At 53.9% G+C, this 16,905-nt stretch carries 13 protein-coding genes and 1 tRNA gene; 1 reads left to right on the forward strand and 13 read right to left on the reverse strand.

All coding sequences use genetic code 11. The features are described from left to right. The first annotated feature begins 38 nt into the window (after window positions 1-38). Window positions 39-734, forward strand: coding sequence for a helix-turn-helix domain-containing protein (locus J0X03_RS22590; RefSeq protein ID WP_033644361.1), 696 nt, complete (start codon window positions 39-41; stop codon window positions 732-734). Here J0X03_RS22590 and J0X03_RS22595 read toward each other — a convergent pair. The 13 genes from J0X03_RS22595 to J0X03_RS22655 form a co-directional block, all read right to left on the reverse strand. Continuing rightward, window positions 720-1,994 carry a sensor histidine kinase gene (locus J0X03_RS22595; protein WP_147839220.1) on the reverse strand — a complete coding sequence of 425 codons (1,275 nt, stop codon included), beginning with the start codon at window positions 1,992-1,994 and terminating at the stop codon, window positions 720-722. The genes J0X03_RS22590 and J0X03_RS22595 overlap by 15 nt on opposite strands. A gap of 1 nt (window position 1,995) precedes the next feature. After that, window positions 1,996-2,460 carry a putative pterin-binding protein gene (locus J0X03_RS22600; RefSeq protein ID WP_160203899.1) on the reverse strand — a complete coding sequence of 155 codons (465 nt, stop codon included), beginning with the start codon at window positions 2,458-2,460 and terminating at the stop codon, window positions 1,996-1,998. Then, window positions 2,460-2,906, reverse strand: a complete 447-nt coding sequence (locus J0X03_RS22605) for a GNAT family N-acetyltransferase (protein ID WP_033652702.1) — start codon at window positions 2,904-2,906, stop codon at window positions 2,460-2,462. The genes J0X03_RS22600 and J0X03_RS22605 overlap by 1 nt, the downstream gene beginning before the upstream one ends. Window positions 2,907-3,074: 168 nt before the next feature. Beyond that, window positions 3,075-7,298: a DNA-directed RNA polymerase subunit beta' gene (gene rpoC, locus J0X03_RS22610; protein ID WP_033644357.1), complete on the reverse strand. Its 4,224-nt coding sequence runs from the start codon at window positions 7,296-7,298 to the stop codon at window positions 3,075-3,077. Between the two features lie 118 nt (window positions 7,299-7,416). Next, window positions 7,417-11,445: a DNA-directed RNA polymerase subunit beta gene (rpoB, locus tag J0X03_RS22615; protein ID WP_047024913.1), complete on the reverse strand. Its 4,029-nt coding sequence runs from the start codon at window positions 11,443-11,445 to the stop codon at window positions 7,417-7,419. Window positions 11,446-11,777: 332 nt separating this feature from the next. After that, window positions 11,778-12,143 carry a 50S ribosomal protein L7/L12 gene (rplL, locus tag J0X03_RS22620; protein ID WP_004929903.1) on the reverse strand — a complete coding sequence of 122 codons (366 nt, stop codon included), beginning with the start codon at window positions 12,141-12,143 and terminating at the stop codon, window positions 11,778-11,780. Window positions 12,144-12,206: 63 nt separating this feature from the next. Continuing rightward, complete coding sequence (rplJ, locus tag J0X03_RS22625; RefSeq protein WP_004929905.1) at window positions 12,207-12,704, reverse strand: 50S ribosomal protein L10; 498 nt, start codon at window positions 12,702-12,704, stop codon at window positions 12,207-12,209. 338 nt (window positions 12,705-13,042) lie between these two features. Further along, complete coding sequence (gene rplA / locus J0X03_RS22630; protein ID WP_004929908.1) at window positions 13,043-13,747, reverse strand: 50S ribosomal protein L1; 705 nt, start codon at window positions 13,745-13,747, stop codon at window positions 13,043-13,045. A gap of 3 nt (window positions 13,748-13,750) precedes the next feature. Further along, window positions 13,751-14,179 (reverse strand): 50S ribosomal protein L11, encoded by a 429-nt coding sequence (gene rplK / locus J0X03_RS22635; RefSeq protein WP_015376316.1) that lies wholly within the window; start codon window positions 14,177-14,179, stop codon window positions 13,751-13,753. A gap of 165 nt (window positions 14,180-14,344) precedes the next feature. After that, on the reverse strand, window positions 14,345-14,890 hold the full coding sequence (gene nusG / locus J0X03_RS22640; protein WP_004929914.1) for a transcription termination/antitermination protein NusG: 546 nt from the start codon (window positions 14,888-14,890) through the stop codon (window positions 14,345-14,347). A gap of 1 nt (window position 14,891) precedes the next feature. Beyond that, window positions 14,892-15,275: a preprotein translocase subunit SecE gene (gene secE / locus J0X03_RS22645; RefSeq protein WP_004929916.1), complete on the reverse strand. Its 384-nt coding sequence runs from the start codon at window positions 15,273-15,275 to the stop codon at window positions 14,892-14,894. Window positions 15,276-15,534: 259 nt separating this feature from the next. Then, the gene (gene tuf, locus J0X03_RS22650) at window positions 15,535-16,719 is read right to left on the reverse strand and encodes an elongation factor Tu (RefSeq protein WP_015376315.1); all 1,185 of its coding nucleotides are present in this window, start codon (window positions 16,717-16,719) and stop codon (window positions 15,535-15,537) included. A gap of 109 nt (window positions 16,720-16,828) precedes the next feature. Beyond that, window positions 16,829-16,904, reverse strand: a tRNA-Thr gene (locus J0X03_RS22655). Window position 16,905: the final 1 nt, after the last annotated feature.

The raw sequence follows: 16,905 nt of genomic DNA on the forward strand, positions 1-16,905 counted from the left end.
CTCTGAAAGGGGTTGGCGACAGAAAACATGCCTCCACGATGGCCAACATACTGAACCTTCAGTACAACAGCGCCAAGCAGAAGCTAGATGGTAAAAGGGGCATCACCCTCGACGAAGTCAGAAAGGTGTTTCAGTACTTCAACGAGCCATTCGCCGGCCAAAGAACGCATAACGGCGTTTTTATCATGAACAGCATTCACAAACGCTGTAAGGTTGAAGTCGACGAACACCCGGTGACACAGCTGGACGACGACGAAACCTACGCCTACAAAAAAGATGATCTTTTCATCATCAATACCAGCCGGGATACGCAGGCCGACGTACCGCTGTACAGAGTCAACAAGATAGACTTTCTGCCGGCGCCGCGCATCGCGATCCTGGACAACGACAGCGATATCCTCGAGCTGTTGAAGAAAATCGCCTGCCGCTACGGCATTGAGACCGAGACCTTTCAAACGGCGGATGCCATGCTGGCCGCACTTGAGCAACAGTCCTTTGAGGCGTTTATTCTGGACTGGCTGTTGGACTTCGGCGAAACCTCAGAACGCGTCGTGAAGAAAATAAAGGACACCCTCGATCCGCACGCGCGCATCATCATTCTGACCGGCCAGCTGAATCACTATGAGAAGAATATCGGCGATATGATCCTGCACTATGACGTGCACCTGGTGGAAAAACCGACCAAACCGCTGATTATCTCCTCACTGCTGCTGTCGAATTTATTCTTTAATTAGTTTGACCGGAATGCGGATGAAAAACGATGAACCAACGCCTTCGGTGGATTTGACTCTGATGGCGCCTTTCAGCGTCGTCACATAATTCTTGATAATGGTCAGCCCCAGCCCCAGTCCCTGCCGCGTTTCCCTTTCTACTCCCTGATTGAACGCCTTGTACAACCGTTCCAGATTATTAACGTTAAATCCGATGCCGTTGTCTTTTACCCATAAATACAGATTGCCATGGCACACCTTCACGTTAAGGATGATCGCGCCGTGGTGGGTAAATTTGTCCGCGTTGCTGAGCAGATTGGCCAATATTCGGTAGAGCTTATATTTGTCGGAGCAAATCAAACCAACATAGGATGAACGACGCACCACGATGCGATTACCGCGCCCGGCGCTGATACTGGTCATGGCATCGTCCACCACCTCATGCAGCCGAAAGGTGGAAATATTGACGTTCACCTCCCCCATTTCAAACCGCGAATAATCCATCACCTCGCGCGTTTGTTCGGCGATCTTGTTGCCGTGGTAGGAGATCAGGCGGGCTTCCTTTTTCAGCTCTTCCTGCGCCAGCTCGTGCTCCATGATATCCGCGGCGATGACGATGGCCTGCGTCGAACCGGCGATTTCATGGTAGATGGATGAGATAAAGATGTTCTTGTTCTTGATGATCTCTTTTAACGAGAAGGCGTTTCTCACCACCAGGAACATCATCAGGAACACCAAAATCAGCGATAAGACGGCGAACATCTCGGCTTTTCTCGAATTATCCTGGATGATGCCTTTAACCTCGGTGAAGTTTTTAATTTGTATCCGATAAATAATCTCCTGGATATCGACCAACGTGCCCTCGATGTCATCCATATAAGCGAGGATATCCGCCTTGCTTTTCCGCCCTGCCAGCAAACCGACGGAAAGATCGCCCAGCGTTAGGTACTGTTGCTTCAGCAGAGCGACGTTCTTGATAAATTCGTCGTCGTAATAGAAAGAGTCGCTGAAGGTGGAGCGGCTCTCCAGGATTTGGATCTTCGAGTAAAATATTTTCTTTTTGATCAGGAAAGCGTCGTAGTCGTCGTTTTCACTGAGCAGCAGCGCAGTTTTGGTTCTTTCAAACGCCAGAAACAGGATCTCGGCCACCGAGTAGTTATCCAGATTGGGTTCGATCTGCTTATAGCGCTCTTTTACGCCACCGAAGTTAATGGCAATCAGCAAAATTAATAAGGAGAAGATGGCAACCAACGCGATAAGAGTACCGATCAGTTTCTTGCTCATCTCATTTAATCTCCAGCCGTTTGACTTGCCAGACGGTTTTCGCGTTCACGTCCAGGTTATTCAGCTCGGGGTATTGATCGCGCGGATAGATAATAGCGAATGGCCCCAGCTCCCCCACGTCGATCGGCTTACCGCCGCGCAGATAGGCGACAATCACGCGATATTTAATCATCTCGTCAATCGGCATCGAATAGGAATAGTCGTCCCACGCGAAAGCGCGCACCGACTTCCCTTGCAGATGGTACGCTTTCACCAGCTCCGAAAACTCAACGCCGGTGAACGCCTCTTCCGGGGTGAAATTGGTCGAGGTTTTAATCGTGTGCGACGGCATCGCCTCCAGCATCTGTCGGGTGACCTTGATCTTCTCGCCGTCCGCCGGCTTCAGGTAAAAAGAGTCAACGACCGCGTACAGCGGTGCGCTGAACAGCGAAAGCAGCAGTAACGTCATCAATCCTTTGATTTTCATTATTCACCCTCTTTGCGCTTCACCAGTTCCGCCTGACCGAACTCATCCCGCCCGATCACATCCCAACCGTGATGTTGATAAAAACCTTCGGCTTTAGAGCCGGGATCGGTGGTTAAGTGAATGGCTTCGGCGCCGTGCTCAAACATCCAGGCAGTGACGCGCGCCAGCAAGGCAGAACCCATTCCCATTGATTGGTATTCCGGCTTCACGAACAGTCCGCCGATCAACGGTTCGGGGATGAACAACCCGAATCCAACGCCGGCATAGTCCTCGCCATACTTGCAGATCCAGCCACCGCCCTGGTTGATGTCTTCCAGCGCCTGCTTGCGCTGCAGATACTGGATCTGATGCGGATGCAGCAGGTTCTCTTCGACGGAAAAGCGGATCTCATACAGGTAAGGCAGGTGTTTCGCCGTCAGTTTTTCGAAGGTAATGAGGCTGTCCATGTTTCGTACTGTCCTTGGTTGTCAGGTAAAAAGCGCCGGTCAATTTCTGCTGTAACCATAGTAGCAAAGTTTGTCATAACCCGGCGCGAGGCGAAAAAAAACCGCCCCCGAGGGAGCGGTTTATCTGGCGATGGGCCCGGCGTAGCGGGCCCACGGCGCGGATGACGATTACTCGTCGTCGCTGCCGCCCAGACCTGCGTTGAGCAGTTCGGCCAGGTTCGCGGTCGCTTCTTCCGCGCTGACTTGCGGAACAACCGGCGCTTCGCCCTGAGCACGACGACGCATGCGATCCTGATGATAAGCGTAACCGGTACCGGCTGGGATCAGACGGCCCACGATGACGTTCTCTTTCAGGCCACGCAGTTCGTCGCGCTTGCCGGCTACGGCAGCTTCGGTCAGAACGCGCGTCGTTTCCTGGAACGATGCGGCGGAGATGAAGGACTCGGTCGCCAAGGAAGCCTTGGTGATACCCAGCAGATCGCGCGAGAAGGTTGCCGGGATCTTACCTTCAGCTTCCAGCTGACGGTTGGCAATCTTGACGCGAGACACTTCAGCCTGCTCGCCTTCCAGGAACTCGGAGCCACCAGCGCTAACGATAGTGCCTTTACGCAGCATCTGACGAACGATAACTTCGATGTGCTTATCGTTAATCTTAACGCCTTGCAGACGGTAAACTTCCTGCACTTCGTTGGTGATGTAGCGGGTAACCGCATGCACGCCACGCAGACGCAGAATGTCGTGCGGAGACTCTGGGCCGTCGGAGACGACGTCGCCACGTTCCACCACTTCGCCTTCGAACACGTTGAGCTGGCGCCATTTCGGAATCATCTCTTCGTAAGCGTCGCTGCCGTCCAGCGGAGAAATCACCAGGCGACGTTTGCCTTTGGTCTCTTTACCGAACGAGATAATCCCGCTGATTTCAGCCAGGATTGCCGGCTCTTTCGGACGACGCGCTTCGAACAGGTCGGCAACGCGCGGCAGACCACCGGTAATATCCTTGGTACCGCCGGATTCCTGAGGAATACGCGCCAGGGTATCACCCGCACCGATCTGAATGCCGTCTTCCAGCTGAACGATCGCTTTGCCCGGCAGGAAGTATTGAGCAGGCATATCAGTACCTGGGATCAATACGTCTTCGCCCTTAGCGTCAACGATTTTCAGTGCCGGACGCAGGTCTTTACCGCTACCGGTACGCTCTGCGCTGTCCAGGACAACCAGAGAAGACAAACCGGTCAGTTCGTCGGTCTGACGAGTAATCGTCTGGCCGTCGACCATGTCGGCGAAGCGAATGAAGCCGCTGACTTCACTGATGACCGGCATGGTATGCGGATCCCAGTTAGCAACGGTTTCGCCGCCGTTAACTTCTTCACCGTCGCCTTTGCCCATCACGGCGCCGTAAGGCACCTTGTAGCTTTCTTTGGTACGGCCGAATTCGTCGATCAGTTTCAGTTCGGTGTTACGCGAGGTGATCACCAGCTTGCCTGCGGCGTTCATAACGAACTTCGCGTTGCTCAGCTTGATGCTACCCTTGTTTTTCACCTGAATGCTGGATTCAGCAGCCGCACGAGATGCCGCACCACCGATGTGGAACGTACGCATCGTCAGCTGTGTACCCGGCTCACCGATGGACTGTGCCGCGATAACGCCGATGGCTTCACCTTTGTTGATGATGTGGCCACGTGCCAGGTCGCGACCGTAGCAGTTTGCACACACACCGAAGTCGGTTTCACAGCTCACCACGGAACGGACTTTAACGCTGTCGACAGAGTTCTCTTCCAACAGGTCACACGCCTTCTCGTTCAGCAGGGTGTTGCGCGGCACCAGAATGTCCGCCGTACCCGGCTTGAGGACGTCTTCTGCCGTCACACGGCCCAGAACGCGTTCACGCAGCGGCTCTTTCACATCGCCACCTTCGATAACCGGAGTCATCAGGATGCCGTCGTGGGTGCCACAGTCGTCTTCGGTCACCACCAGGTCCTGCGCCACGTCAACCAGACGACGGGTCAGATAACCGGAGTTCGCGGTTTTCAGTGCGGTATCCGCCAGACCTTTACGAGCACCGTGAGTGGAGATGAAGTACTGGAGTACGTTCAGACCTTCACGGAAGTTCGCGGTGATTGGCGTTTCGATGATGGAGCCGTCCGGCTTCGCCATCAGACCACGCATACCGGCCAGCTGACGAATCTGAGCGGCGGAACCACGCGCACCGGAGTCGGCCATCATAAAGATGCTGTTGAAGGAAACTTGCTGTTCCACTTCGCCGTCACGGTTAACCACGTCTTCTACCGACAGGTTTTCCATCATCGCTTTCGCAACGCGTTCGTTCGCGGCAGCCCAGATATCGATCACTTTGTTGTAGCGTTCGCCGGCGGTCACCAGACCAGACTGGAACTGCTCCTGGATCTCGGCAACTTCGGTTTCCGCTTCTTCGATGATCTCCGCCTTCTTGGCCGGGATAACCATGTCGTCGATACCTACGGAAGCGCCGGAACGGGCTGCGTAAGCAAAGCCGGTGTACATGATCTGGTCAGCAAAGATAACGGTCGGCTTCAGGCCCAGGATGCGGTAACAGGTGTTCAGCATCTTGGAGATCGCTTTCTTGCCCAAAGGCTGGTTAACGATCGCGTACGGCAGACCTTTCGGTACGATCATCCACAGGATGGCGCGGCCGATGGTGGTGTCGATGATGCTGGTCTGAGAGGTCCACTCGCCTTCGGCGTTCTTGACGTCTTCGGTGATACGCACTTTAACGCGCGCATGCAGCGACGCCAGGCCGGCGCGGTAAACACGCTCAGCTTCTTTGGAACCGTTCAGCACCATGCCTTCGCCTTTGGCGTTAACACAGTCGCGGGTCATGTAGTACAGACCCAGTACAACGTCCTGAGAAGGAACGATGATTGGCTCGCCGTTCGCTGGGGACAGGATGTTGTTGGTGGACATCATCAGCGCACGCGCTTCCAGCTGGGCTTCCAGCGTCAGCGGTACGTGAACGGCCATCTGGTCACCATCGAAGTCGGCGTTATATGCCGCACAAACCAGCGGGTGCAGCTGGATCGCTTTACCTTCGATCAGAACCGGTTCAAACGCCTGGATACCCAAACGGTGCAGGGTTGGTGCACGGTTCAGCAGTACCGGGTGTTCGCGAATCACTTCGTCCAGGATATCCCAAACGACGGCTTCTTCACGCTCAACCATTTTCTTGGCGGCTTTGATGGTGGTGGCCAGGCCACGCAGCTCCAATTTGCCGTAGATGAACGGTTTGAACAGCTCCAACGCCATCTTCTTAGGCAGACCGCACTGATGCAGACGCAGGTATGGACCTACGGTGATAACGGAACGGCCTGAGTAGTCAACGCGTTTACCGAGCAGGTTCTGACGGAAACGACCCTGCTTACCTTTGATCATGTCGGCCAAAGATTTCAGAGGGCGTTTGTTGGAACCGGTGATCGCACGACCGCGACGGCCGTTATCCAGCAGGGCGTCTACCGCTTCTTGCAGCATACGCTTTTCGTTGCGCACGATGATGTCCGGCGCAGCCAGATCCAGCAGGCGTTTCAGACGGTTGTTACGGTTGATCACGCGGCGATACAGATCGTTCAGATCCGACGTCGCGAAACGACCGCCATCCAGCGGAACCAGCGGGCGCAGATCCGGCGGCAGTACCGGCAGCACGGTCAGGATCATCCACTCCGGCTTGTTACCGGACTGTACGAACGCTTCCAGTAGCTTGATACGCTTGGTCAGCTTCTTGCGCTTGGTTTCGGAGTTGGTTTCGTTCAGCTCTTCACGCAGCTGCTCGCACTCGGCTTCCAGATCCATGTTTTTCAACAGGGCCTGAATGGCTTCCGCACCCATCTTGGCGTCGAATTCGTCACCGAACTCTTCCAGCGCGTCCAGATACTGCTCTTCGGTCAGGATCTGACGACGCTCGAGGTTGGTCATACCGCCTTCGACCACCACATAGGATTCGAAGTACAGTACGCGTTCGATGTCACGCAGCGGCATATCCAGCAGCAAACCGATGCGGGATGGCAGCGATTTCAGGAACCAGATGTGCGCAGTCGGGGAAGCCAGCTCGATGTGGCCCATGCGCTCACGACGCACTTTGGTCTGGGTCACTTCAACGCCGCACTTCTCACAGATCACGCCGCGGTGTTTCAAGCGCTTGTACTTACCGCACAGGCACTCGTAATCTTTTACCGGCCCGAAGATACGGGCGCAGAAAAGGCCGTCACGCTCTGGTTTGAACGTACGGTAGTTAATGGTTTCCGGCTTCTTAACTTCACCGAACGACCACGAACGGATCATGTCTGGCGAGGCCAGAGCAATCTTGATCGCATCAAACTCTTCGGTCTTAGTTTGCGCTTTCAGAAACTTCAATAAGTCTTTCACGGATTGGCTCCTGTCGGAGTTAAACCTGTTGGGCACCCACAACCGCAGTAGGTACCCGTGTGACCTGAACAACCACCCTCAGGCTCCCTTAGGCGGGGAGCCTGAGCCGGAATGACGATTACTCGTCTTCCAGTTCGATGTTGATGCCGAGCGAGCGGATTTCTTTCAACAGTACGTTGAAGGATTCCGGCATGCCTGGCTCCATCCGGTGATCGCCATCCACGATGTTTTTGTACATCTTGGTACGGCCGTTAACGTCATCCGACTTAACGGTGAGCATTTCCTGCAGGGTATAAGCCGCGCCGTATGCTTCCAGTGCCCACACTTCCATCTCACCGAAGCGTTGACCACCGAACTGCGCTTTACCACCCAGAGGCTGCTGAGTAACCAAGCTGTAAGAACCGGTTGAACGGGCGTGCATTTTATCGTCAACCAAGTGGTTCAGTTTCAGCATGTACATATAGCCGACAGTAACCTGGCGCTCGAATTGCTCACCGGTACGGCCATCGAACAGCGTGATCTGACCGGAGGTCGGGATACCGCCCATTTCCAGCAGCTTCTTGATTTCAGTCTCTTTCGCACCGTCAAACACCGGCGTTGCGATCGGCATACCTTTTTTCAGGTTCTCTGCCAGACGCAGCACTTCGTCGTCGCTGAAGGTGTTCAGGTCAACTTTCTGGCAAACGTCGTCGCCCAGATCGTAGGCCTTCTGGATGAACTCACGCAGCTTGGCCACTTCCTGCTGCTGCTTCAGCATCTGGTTGATCTTCTCACCGATGCCTTTCGCAGCCATACCCAGGTGGGTTTCCAGGATCTGACCGATGTTCATACGTGATGGTACGCCCAGCGGGTTCAGTACGATGTCTACCGGCGTGCCGTTTTCATCGTAAGGCATATCTTCGATCGGGTTGATCTTGGAGATAACACCCTTGTTACCGTGGCGGCCCGCCATCTTGTCACCCGGTTGGATCTGACGTTTAACGGCCAGATAAACCTTGACGATTTTCAGTACGCCCGGCGCCAGATCGTCGCCCTGAGTGATCTTACGACGCTTGGCTTCCAGCTTCTTCTCGAAGTCGGATTTCAGTTCGTCGTACTGCTCAGCCAGCTGCTCCAGCTGGTTTTGCTTCTCTTCGTCGGTCAGGCCCAGTTCCAGCCAGCGATCGCGCGGCAGCTTGCTCAGCTTGTCGGCTTCGATGCCACCGGCAACCAGTACCGCGTGGATACGCGCAAACAGGCCGGCTTCCAGGATCTGCAGTTCTTCAGTCAGGTCTTTCTTCGCCTGCTTCAGCTGCATCTCTTCGATTTCCAACGCGCGCTTGTCTTTTTCCACGCCATCGCGGGTGAAGACCTGCACGTCGATAACCGTACCGGAAACGCCGTTCGGCACACGCAGAGAAGAGTCTTTAACGTCAGACGCTTTCTCACCGAAGATCGCACGCAGCAGTTTCTCTTCCGGCGTCAGCTGGGTTTCGCCTTTAGGCGTTACCTTACCGACCAGGATGTCACCGCCGGTCACTTCAGCACCGATATACACGATACCGGACTCATCCAGCTTGGAGAGCGCCGCTTCACCCACGTTAGGGATGTCGGCGGTGATCTCTTCAGGCCCCAGCTTGGTGTCGCGAGACACGCACGCCAGTTCCTGGATGTGGATGGTGGTGAAGCGATCTTCCTGCACCACGCGCTCGGAGACCAAGATGGAGTCTTCGAAGTTGTAGCCGTTCCAAGGCATGAACGCTACGCGCATGTTCTGGCCCAGCGCCAGTTCGCCCAGGTCTGTCGATGGGCCATCCGCCAGCACGTCGCCGCGCTCGATTGGCTCACCCAGATTCACACACGGCATCTGGTTGATGCAGGTGTTCTGGTTAGAACGGGTGTACTTGGTCAGGTTGTAAATATCGATACCTGCTTCGCCCGGGTACATCTCGTCTTCGTTAACTTTGATAACGATACGGGAAGCATCCACGTACTGGATCACACCGCCGCGTTTGGCAACGGCGGTTACGCCGGAGTCAACCGCTACAGCGCGTTCCATACCGGTACCGACCAGCGGCTTATCGGCGCGCAGGGTTGGTACGGCCTGACGTTGCATGTTCGCACCCATCAATGCACGGTTGGCGTCATCGTGTTCCAGGAATGGAATCAGTGAAGCACCAACGGAAACAACCTGCTGGGTGGATACGTCCATGTAGTCAACCTGGTCGCGGCTGAACAGGCTTGATTCGCCTTTGCTGCGGCAGGTGACCAGGTCTTCTACGAAGCGGCCTTCGTCATCCAGGTTGGAGTTCGCCTGGGCGATAACGAAGTTGCCTTCTTCAATAGCAGACAGGTAGTTGATTTCATCGGTCACCACGCCGTCACGCACGCGGCGGTACGGGGTTTCCAGGAAGCCATACTCGTTAGTCTGTGCGTACACGGACAGGGAGTTGATCAGACCGATGTTTGGACCTTCCGGCGTTTCGATTGGGCACACGCGGCCGTAGTGGGTCGGGTGTACGTCTCGAACTTCAAAGCCGGCGCGCTCACGGGTCAGACCGCCCGGGCCCAGTGCGGAGATACGACGCTTGTGCGTGATCTCGGACAGCGGGTTGTTCTGGTCCATGAACTGGGACAGCTGGCTGGAGCCGAAGAACTCTTTCACCGCCGCCGAAATCGGTTTGGCGTTGATCATGTCCTGAGGCATCAGGGTATCCAGATCGCCCAGAGACAGACGCTCTTTCACCGCACGCTCAACACGCACCAGACCTACGCGGAACTGGTTCTCGGCCATTTCGCCGACGGAGCGGATACGACGGTTGCCCAAGTGGTCGATATCGTCCACTTCGCCCTTGCCGTTACGGATATCGATGAGCTTCTTCATCACTTCGATGATGTCGTCTTTGCTCAGGATGCCCGAACCTTCGATCTCGTCGCGCAGCAGAGAACGGTTGAACTTCATACGGCCAACCGCGGACAGATCGTAGCGGTCTTCGGAGAAGAACAGGTTCTCGAACAGGCTTTCGGCAGCTTCGCGCGTTGGCGGCTCACCAGGGCGCATCATGCGATAGATTTCTACCAGCGAGCTCAGACGATCGTTGGTCGGATCGACACGCAGCGTTTCAGAGATGTACGCGCCGTGGTCCAGATCGTTGGTGAACAGCGTTTCGATGCGCTTGTGGCCGGACTGGCTCAGCTTGGCCAGCAGATCCAGCGACAGCTCCATGTTGGCTGCGCAGATCAGTTCGCCGGTATTGGTATCGATATAGTCTTTCGCGACCACTTTGCCCGCGATGTACTCTACCGGTACTTCAATGCTCTGAATGTCGTCTTTTTCCAGCTGGCGGATATGACGAGCGGTGATGCGACGGCCTTTCTCTACGTAGATCTTGCCGTTGGCTTCGATATCGAACGAAGCGGTCTCACCACGCAGGCGCTCTGGCACCAGCTCCATCTGCAGCTTGTTGTCGCGGATTTCGAAGACGATCTTGTCAAAGAACAGGTCGAGGATCTGTTCAGTGGTGTAGTTCAGCGCGCGCAGAATGATGGTCGCAGGCAGTTTGCGGCGACGGTCAATACGCACGAACAGGTTGTCTTTCGGATCGAACTCGAAGTCCAACCATGAACCGCGGTAAGGGATGATGCGTGCGTTGTACAGCACTTTACCCGAGGAGTGGGTTTTACCCTTATCGCTGTCGAAGAATACGCCAGGACTACGGTGCAACTGAGATACGATAACCCTCTCAGTACCGTTGATCACAAAGGTGCCGTTTTCGGTCATGAGCGGAATTTCGCCCATGTAGACTTCTTGTTCCTTGATGTCTTTGACCGTACCTTCAGGCGCTTCGCGCTCATAGATAACCAGGCGCAGTTTTACGCGCAGCGGTGCAGAGAACGTCACACCACGGATCTGGCACTCTTTGACGTCGAAGACCGGCTCACCAAGACGGTAGCTAACGTATTGCAGCTCCGAATTGCCACTGTAGCTCTGGATAGGGAAAACAGAACGGAATGCGGCTTCAAGGCCGTACTGCCCTTCTGGATCTTGCTCGATAAACTTCTGGAACGAGTCAAGCTGGATAGAAAGGAGATATGGTATGTCCAGCACTTGTGGACGTTTACCAAAATCCTTACGAATACGTTTTTTCTCGGTATAGGAGTAAACCATAGGGTTCCTCAGCTCGCTGATCAGTGACCCAATCTGTCCGTCCGATTAGGGACAGTTCATGCAACACCGTTTTGTCGACCGGAAAGCGGGAACACTTTCCGCAATATCTCTTGCTATCACGCTTAAACCATTTCATCGCGCCTTCCCCCAGAACTCCTGGTAGTGCAAAGACCGCGGTATATTAAGTCGTCGATAGAAACAAACATTGGGAGGCGAAACCAGCAGCCAAACAGTGTGAAACGCTACTGGCGCCCTACAGCGCAAAAAGGCTGGTGACTAAAAAGTCACCAGCCATCAGCCTAAAAGACTAGGCTGCAACCGGAAGGGTTGGCTTATTTAACTTCAACTTCTGCGCCAGCTTCTTCCAGAGATTTTTTCAGAGCTTCTGCGTCATCTTTGCTCACGCCTTCTTTCAGAGCGGCTGGAGCAGATTCAACCAGGTCTTTAGCTTCTTTCAGACCCAGGCCGGTAGCGCCACGCACTGCTTTGATAACAGCAACTTTGTTAGCGCCTGCAGCTTTCAGGATAACGTCGAATTCAGTTTTCTCTTCAGCAGCTTCAGCTGGGCCAGCAGCTACAGCTACAGCAGCAGCAGCAGAAACGCCGAATTTTTCTTCCATAGCGGAAACCAGTTCAACAACATCCATTACGGACATAGCGGCAACTGCTTCCAGGATTTGGTCTTTAGTGATAGACATAACAATTGTTCCTAAAATTCAGAAATAGTTTAAATACGTTAGCAAAGGCTAAGAAAGAGTGGCTTACGCCGCTTCTTTCTGATCGCGTACTGCAGCCAGAGTGCGAACCAGTTTGCCGGCAGCGGCTTCTTTCATGGTTGCCATCAGGCGTGCGATCGCTTCTTCGTAAGTTGGCAGCGTCGCCAGGCGGTCGATTTGCGCCGCTGGGATCAGCTCACCTTCAAAGGCCGCAGCTTTAACCTCGAATTTTGCATTCGCTTTCGCGAACTCTTTGAACAGACGAGCAGCAGCGCCCGGGTGTTCGTGAGAGAATGCAATCAAGGTTGGACCGACAAACGTGTCTTTCAGGCATTCGAATGGAGTGCCTTCAACTACGCGACGCATCAGGGTGTTGCGAACAACACGCATGTAAACGCCAGCTTCACGACCTGCTTTACGCAGTTCAGTCATTTTATCTACGGTAACGCCGCGGGAATCCGCAACAACCGCAGACAGCGCGCCTTTGGCTACTTCGCTGACTTCAGCAACAATCGCTTGTTTGTCTTGAAGATTTAATGCCATTAGCTTTTTGCTCCTGGATTAGCCGGGGAAAATCCCCCGGAACTCACTTCACTCGGCGCTTTGTAAAACGCCACGCCGAGCGGCTTAACACGGTGAGCAGAATCCAGCAAAGACATTCTTTTATAAAAAAGAAAAATTTTCTTAGGCTCTGTCACCGTCTACGCAGGAAGGATTAAGTATCTTGCGATACACCTGCGGTCTTGGACGGAGGCCTGGATAGGCCAGGCTCCAACCGAAAAATCTTTGTTTTGCCTACGGCATAGCCAATAGCAAAACCTTGGGGCATAAGATTCTAGACAAATCTCGGCCCCAAGTCAAAGCGATAATCGCAAGTGCGATTAGTTCGCTGCGGCAGACAGACCGCTTTGATCGATAGCAACGCCAGCACCCATGGTGGTGGAGAGGCTAACTTTCTTGATGTACATGCCTTTCGCCTGAGAAGGTTTTGCTTTTTTCAGCGCAACCAGCAGGGCTTCCAGGTTTTCTTTCAGTTTGTCTGCGTCGAAATCAACCTTACCGATAGTGGTATGGATGATGCCGTTTTTGTCGTTACGGTAGCGAACCTGACCTGCTTTAGCGTTTTTCACTGCTTCAGCAACGTTCGGAGTAACGGTACCCACTTTCGGGTTTGGCATCAGGCCGCGTGGACCCAGGATCTGGCCCAGTTGACCTACAACGCGCATTGCATCCGGGGAAGCAATAACAACGTCGAAGTTCATTTCGCCTTTCTTGATCTGCTCAGCCAGATCGTCCATACCTACCAGCTCTGCGCCGGCAGCTTTCGCTGCTTCAGCGTTAGCGCCTTGGGTAAATACGGCAACGCGAACGGAACGACCGGTGCCGTGTGGCAGAACGGTAGCGCCACGAACGTTTTGGTCAGATTTACGAGCGTCGATGCCGAGGTTAACGGCAACGTCAACGCTTTCTACGAATTTAGCGGTGGCCAGCTCTTTCAGCAGAGCAACAGCTTCAGTGATGTCATACTGTTTAGTAGCATCAACTTTGTCACGGATCACGCGCATGCGCTTGGTCAGCTTAGCCATCTCTTAATCCTCCACTACCAGGCCCATGGAACGAGCGGTACCTTCGATGGAGCGAGTCATCGCTTCAACGTCAGAACCAGTCATGTCCGCAGCTTTGGTTTCTGCGATTTCACGTACCTGAGCACGGGTCACTTTACCTACTTTGTCTTTGTTCGGCTTACCGGAACCAGACTTGATACCAGCCGCTTTTTTCAGCAGAACTGCTGCTGGCGGGGTTTTGGTAACGAAAGTGAAGGAGCGATCAGAATAAACGGTGATAACAACCGGAATCGGCAGACCTTTCTCAACGCTGTCAGTTTTAGCGTTGAATGCCTTACAGAATTCCATGATGTTAACGCCCTGCTGACCCAGAGCTGGACCCACTGGTGGGCTCGGGTTAGCCATACCAGCTGCAACTTGCAGCTTAACGTAGGCTTGTACTTTCTTAGCCATTTAAATTTCCTCGGTTTGGGTAGTATCGCCTCGTGAGAGGCTCCCCGTGTTTAACCTCGCCAGACAAACATCAGGCAAGGCATCTAAAAACAAAAGGCGCGAAATTGTAGTTCAATTTCGCGCCTTTGACAAGCGGCAACGGACCGCTTATTGCTGATTATTCGATCAGCCTTTTTCAACCTGGCTGAAGTCCAGTTCCACCGGCGTTGCACGGCCGAAGATGGAAACGGAAACTTTCAGGCGGCTCTTCTCGTAATCGACTTCTTCGACCACGCCGTTGAAATCGGCAAACGGGCCGTCGTTGACGCGCACCAGCTCGCCCGGTTCGAACAGCGTTTTCGGACGCGGTTTGTCACCGACCTGCTGCAGGCGGTTCATGATCGCATCAACTTCTTTATCGCTGATCGGCGCAGGACGGTCAGACGTACCGCCGATGAACCCCATGACACGCGGTACGCTGCGCACCAGGTGCCAGCTGGCGTCATTCATCACCATCTGCACCAGCACGTAGCCAGGGAAGAATTTACGCTCGCTCTTGCGACGCTGGCCACCACGGATTTCAACCACTTCTTCCGTAGGCACCATCACTTCGCCGAACAGCTCTTCCATATCGTGCAGTTTGATGTGTTCACGCAGCGATTGCGCTACGCGACCTTCAAAACCGGAAAACGCCTGAACGACGTACCAACGTTTTTTTGGAGCTTCAGACATTTTAGAACCTCAGGCCAGTAATAAACGACACCAGACGGACCAGAATACCATCCAGCCCCCACAGAATCAGTGACATCACGGCGGTTACCGCGGCAACGATCAACGTGGTGTGTAGCGTTTCCTGACGAGTTGGCCAAATCACTTTACGTACTTCGGTACGCGCTTCGCGGGCAAACGCAACGGTAGCTTTGCCTTTGGTGGTCATCAGAGCCACTGCACCTGCAACGGCGATGATCAGCACAACTGCCAGCGCGCGCAATGGCAGGCTTAAATCACGGTAGTAATAGTTACCGACAATAGCCACAACCAACAGAACGGCGACGATCAGCCACTTTGCCGCTTCCAGGCCGCGTCCGCTCCCTTGAGCCTCGGTATTCGCACTCATAAACCAACCTGTCACAATGATGATTCAGAACAAACAACTTTGCCTCGCATTGCGAGGCAAACCAAACCGATCGGATACCGCACTAGCGATATCCCGGTGTTTTACGCCATGACGTATTCAGTCAATACGGTTTAAGAGCCCATCTCACCAATGATTATGACTGCAAAATCGCTGATGAGATAGGTTCTAGTTCACAGCGTAGAAAAAGGGCATCAAATGATGCCCTTTTACCGCGTGTCGCGTCAAACTTTATCAGCGATTAAGCGATAACTTTAGCAACAACACCAGCGCCTACAGTACGGCCGCCTTCACGGATTGCGAAACGCAGACCGTCGTCCATCGCGATTGGGTGAATCAGGGTTACAACCATGTTCACGTTGTCGCCTGGCATTACCATCTCTACGCCTTCTGGCAGTTCGATGGTACCGGTCACGTCAGTAGTACGGAAGTAGAACTGTGGACGGTAGCCTTTGAAGAATGGCGTGTGACGACCACCTTCATCTTTGCTCAGGATGTACACTTCAGATTCGAACTGGGTGTGCGGCTTGATGGAGCCTGGTTTAGCCAGTACCTGACCACGTTCGATTTCTTCACGTTTGATACCACGCAGCAGAACACCTACGTTCTCACCAGCACGGCCTTCGTCCAGCAGTTTGCGGAACATTTCAACGCCAGTACAGGTAGACTTAACGGTGTCTTTGATACCAACGATTTCAACTTCTTCGCCAACTTTGATGATACCGCGCTCAACACGACCGGTAACAACGGTACCACGACCGGAGATGGAGAATACGTCTTCGATTGGCAGCAGGAACGGCTTGTCGATAGCACGCTCTGGCTCTGGGATGTAGCTGTCCAGGGCTTCGGCCAGTTCGATGATTTTCGCTTCCCACTCAGCTTCGCCTTCCAGCGCTTTCAGCGCGGAACCGCGGATCACTGGCAGGTCGTCGCCTGGGAAGTCGTACGCGGACAGCAGTTCGCGAACTTCCATTTCTACCAGTTCCAGCAGCTCTTCATCATCAACCATGTCGCATTTGTTCATGAATACGATGATGAAAGGAACGCCAACCTGACGACCCAGCAGGATGTGCTCACGGGTCTGAGGCATTGGGCCGTCAGTCGCAGCAACTACCAGGATCGCGCCGTCCATCTGAGCAGCACCGGTGATCATGTTTTTCACGTAGTCGGCGTGCCCTGGGCAGTCAACGTGCGCGTAGTGGCGAGTCGGGGTGTCATACTCAACGTGAGAGGTGTTGATGGTGATACCACGAGCTTTTTCTTCTGGTGCGTTATCGATCTGGTCGAAAGCACGTGCAGAACCGCCGTAGGTTTTAGCCAGAACGGTAGTGATCGCTGCAGTCAGGGTAGTTTTACCGTGGTCAACGTGGCCGATAGTACCGACGTTAACGTGCGGTTTTGTACGTTCAAACTTTTCTTTAGACATCGATTGTCCCTCTAAGACACGGATAAATCGGTGGTATCACCACATCAACCAAGCATTTGCTCGTTGAATCCAGAACAGAAAGAAAATCAGGGGGCGAGAAATTAAGAAGTGGTGCTGATAGGCAGATTCGAACTGCCGACCTCACCCTTACCAAGGGTGCGCTCTACCAACTGAGCTATATCAGCA

It is taken from the genome of Serratia ureilytica (genome assembly GCF_017309605.1).
GTDB classification, from domain to species: Bacteria; Pseudomonadota; Gammaproteobacteria; order Enterobacterales; family Enterobacteriaceae; genus Serratia; species Serratia ureilytica.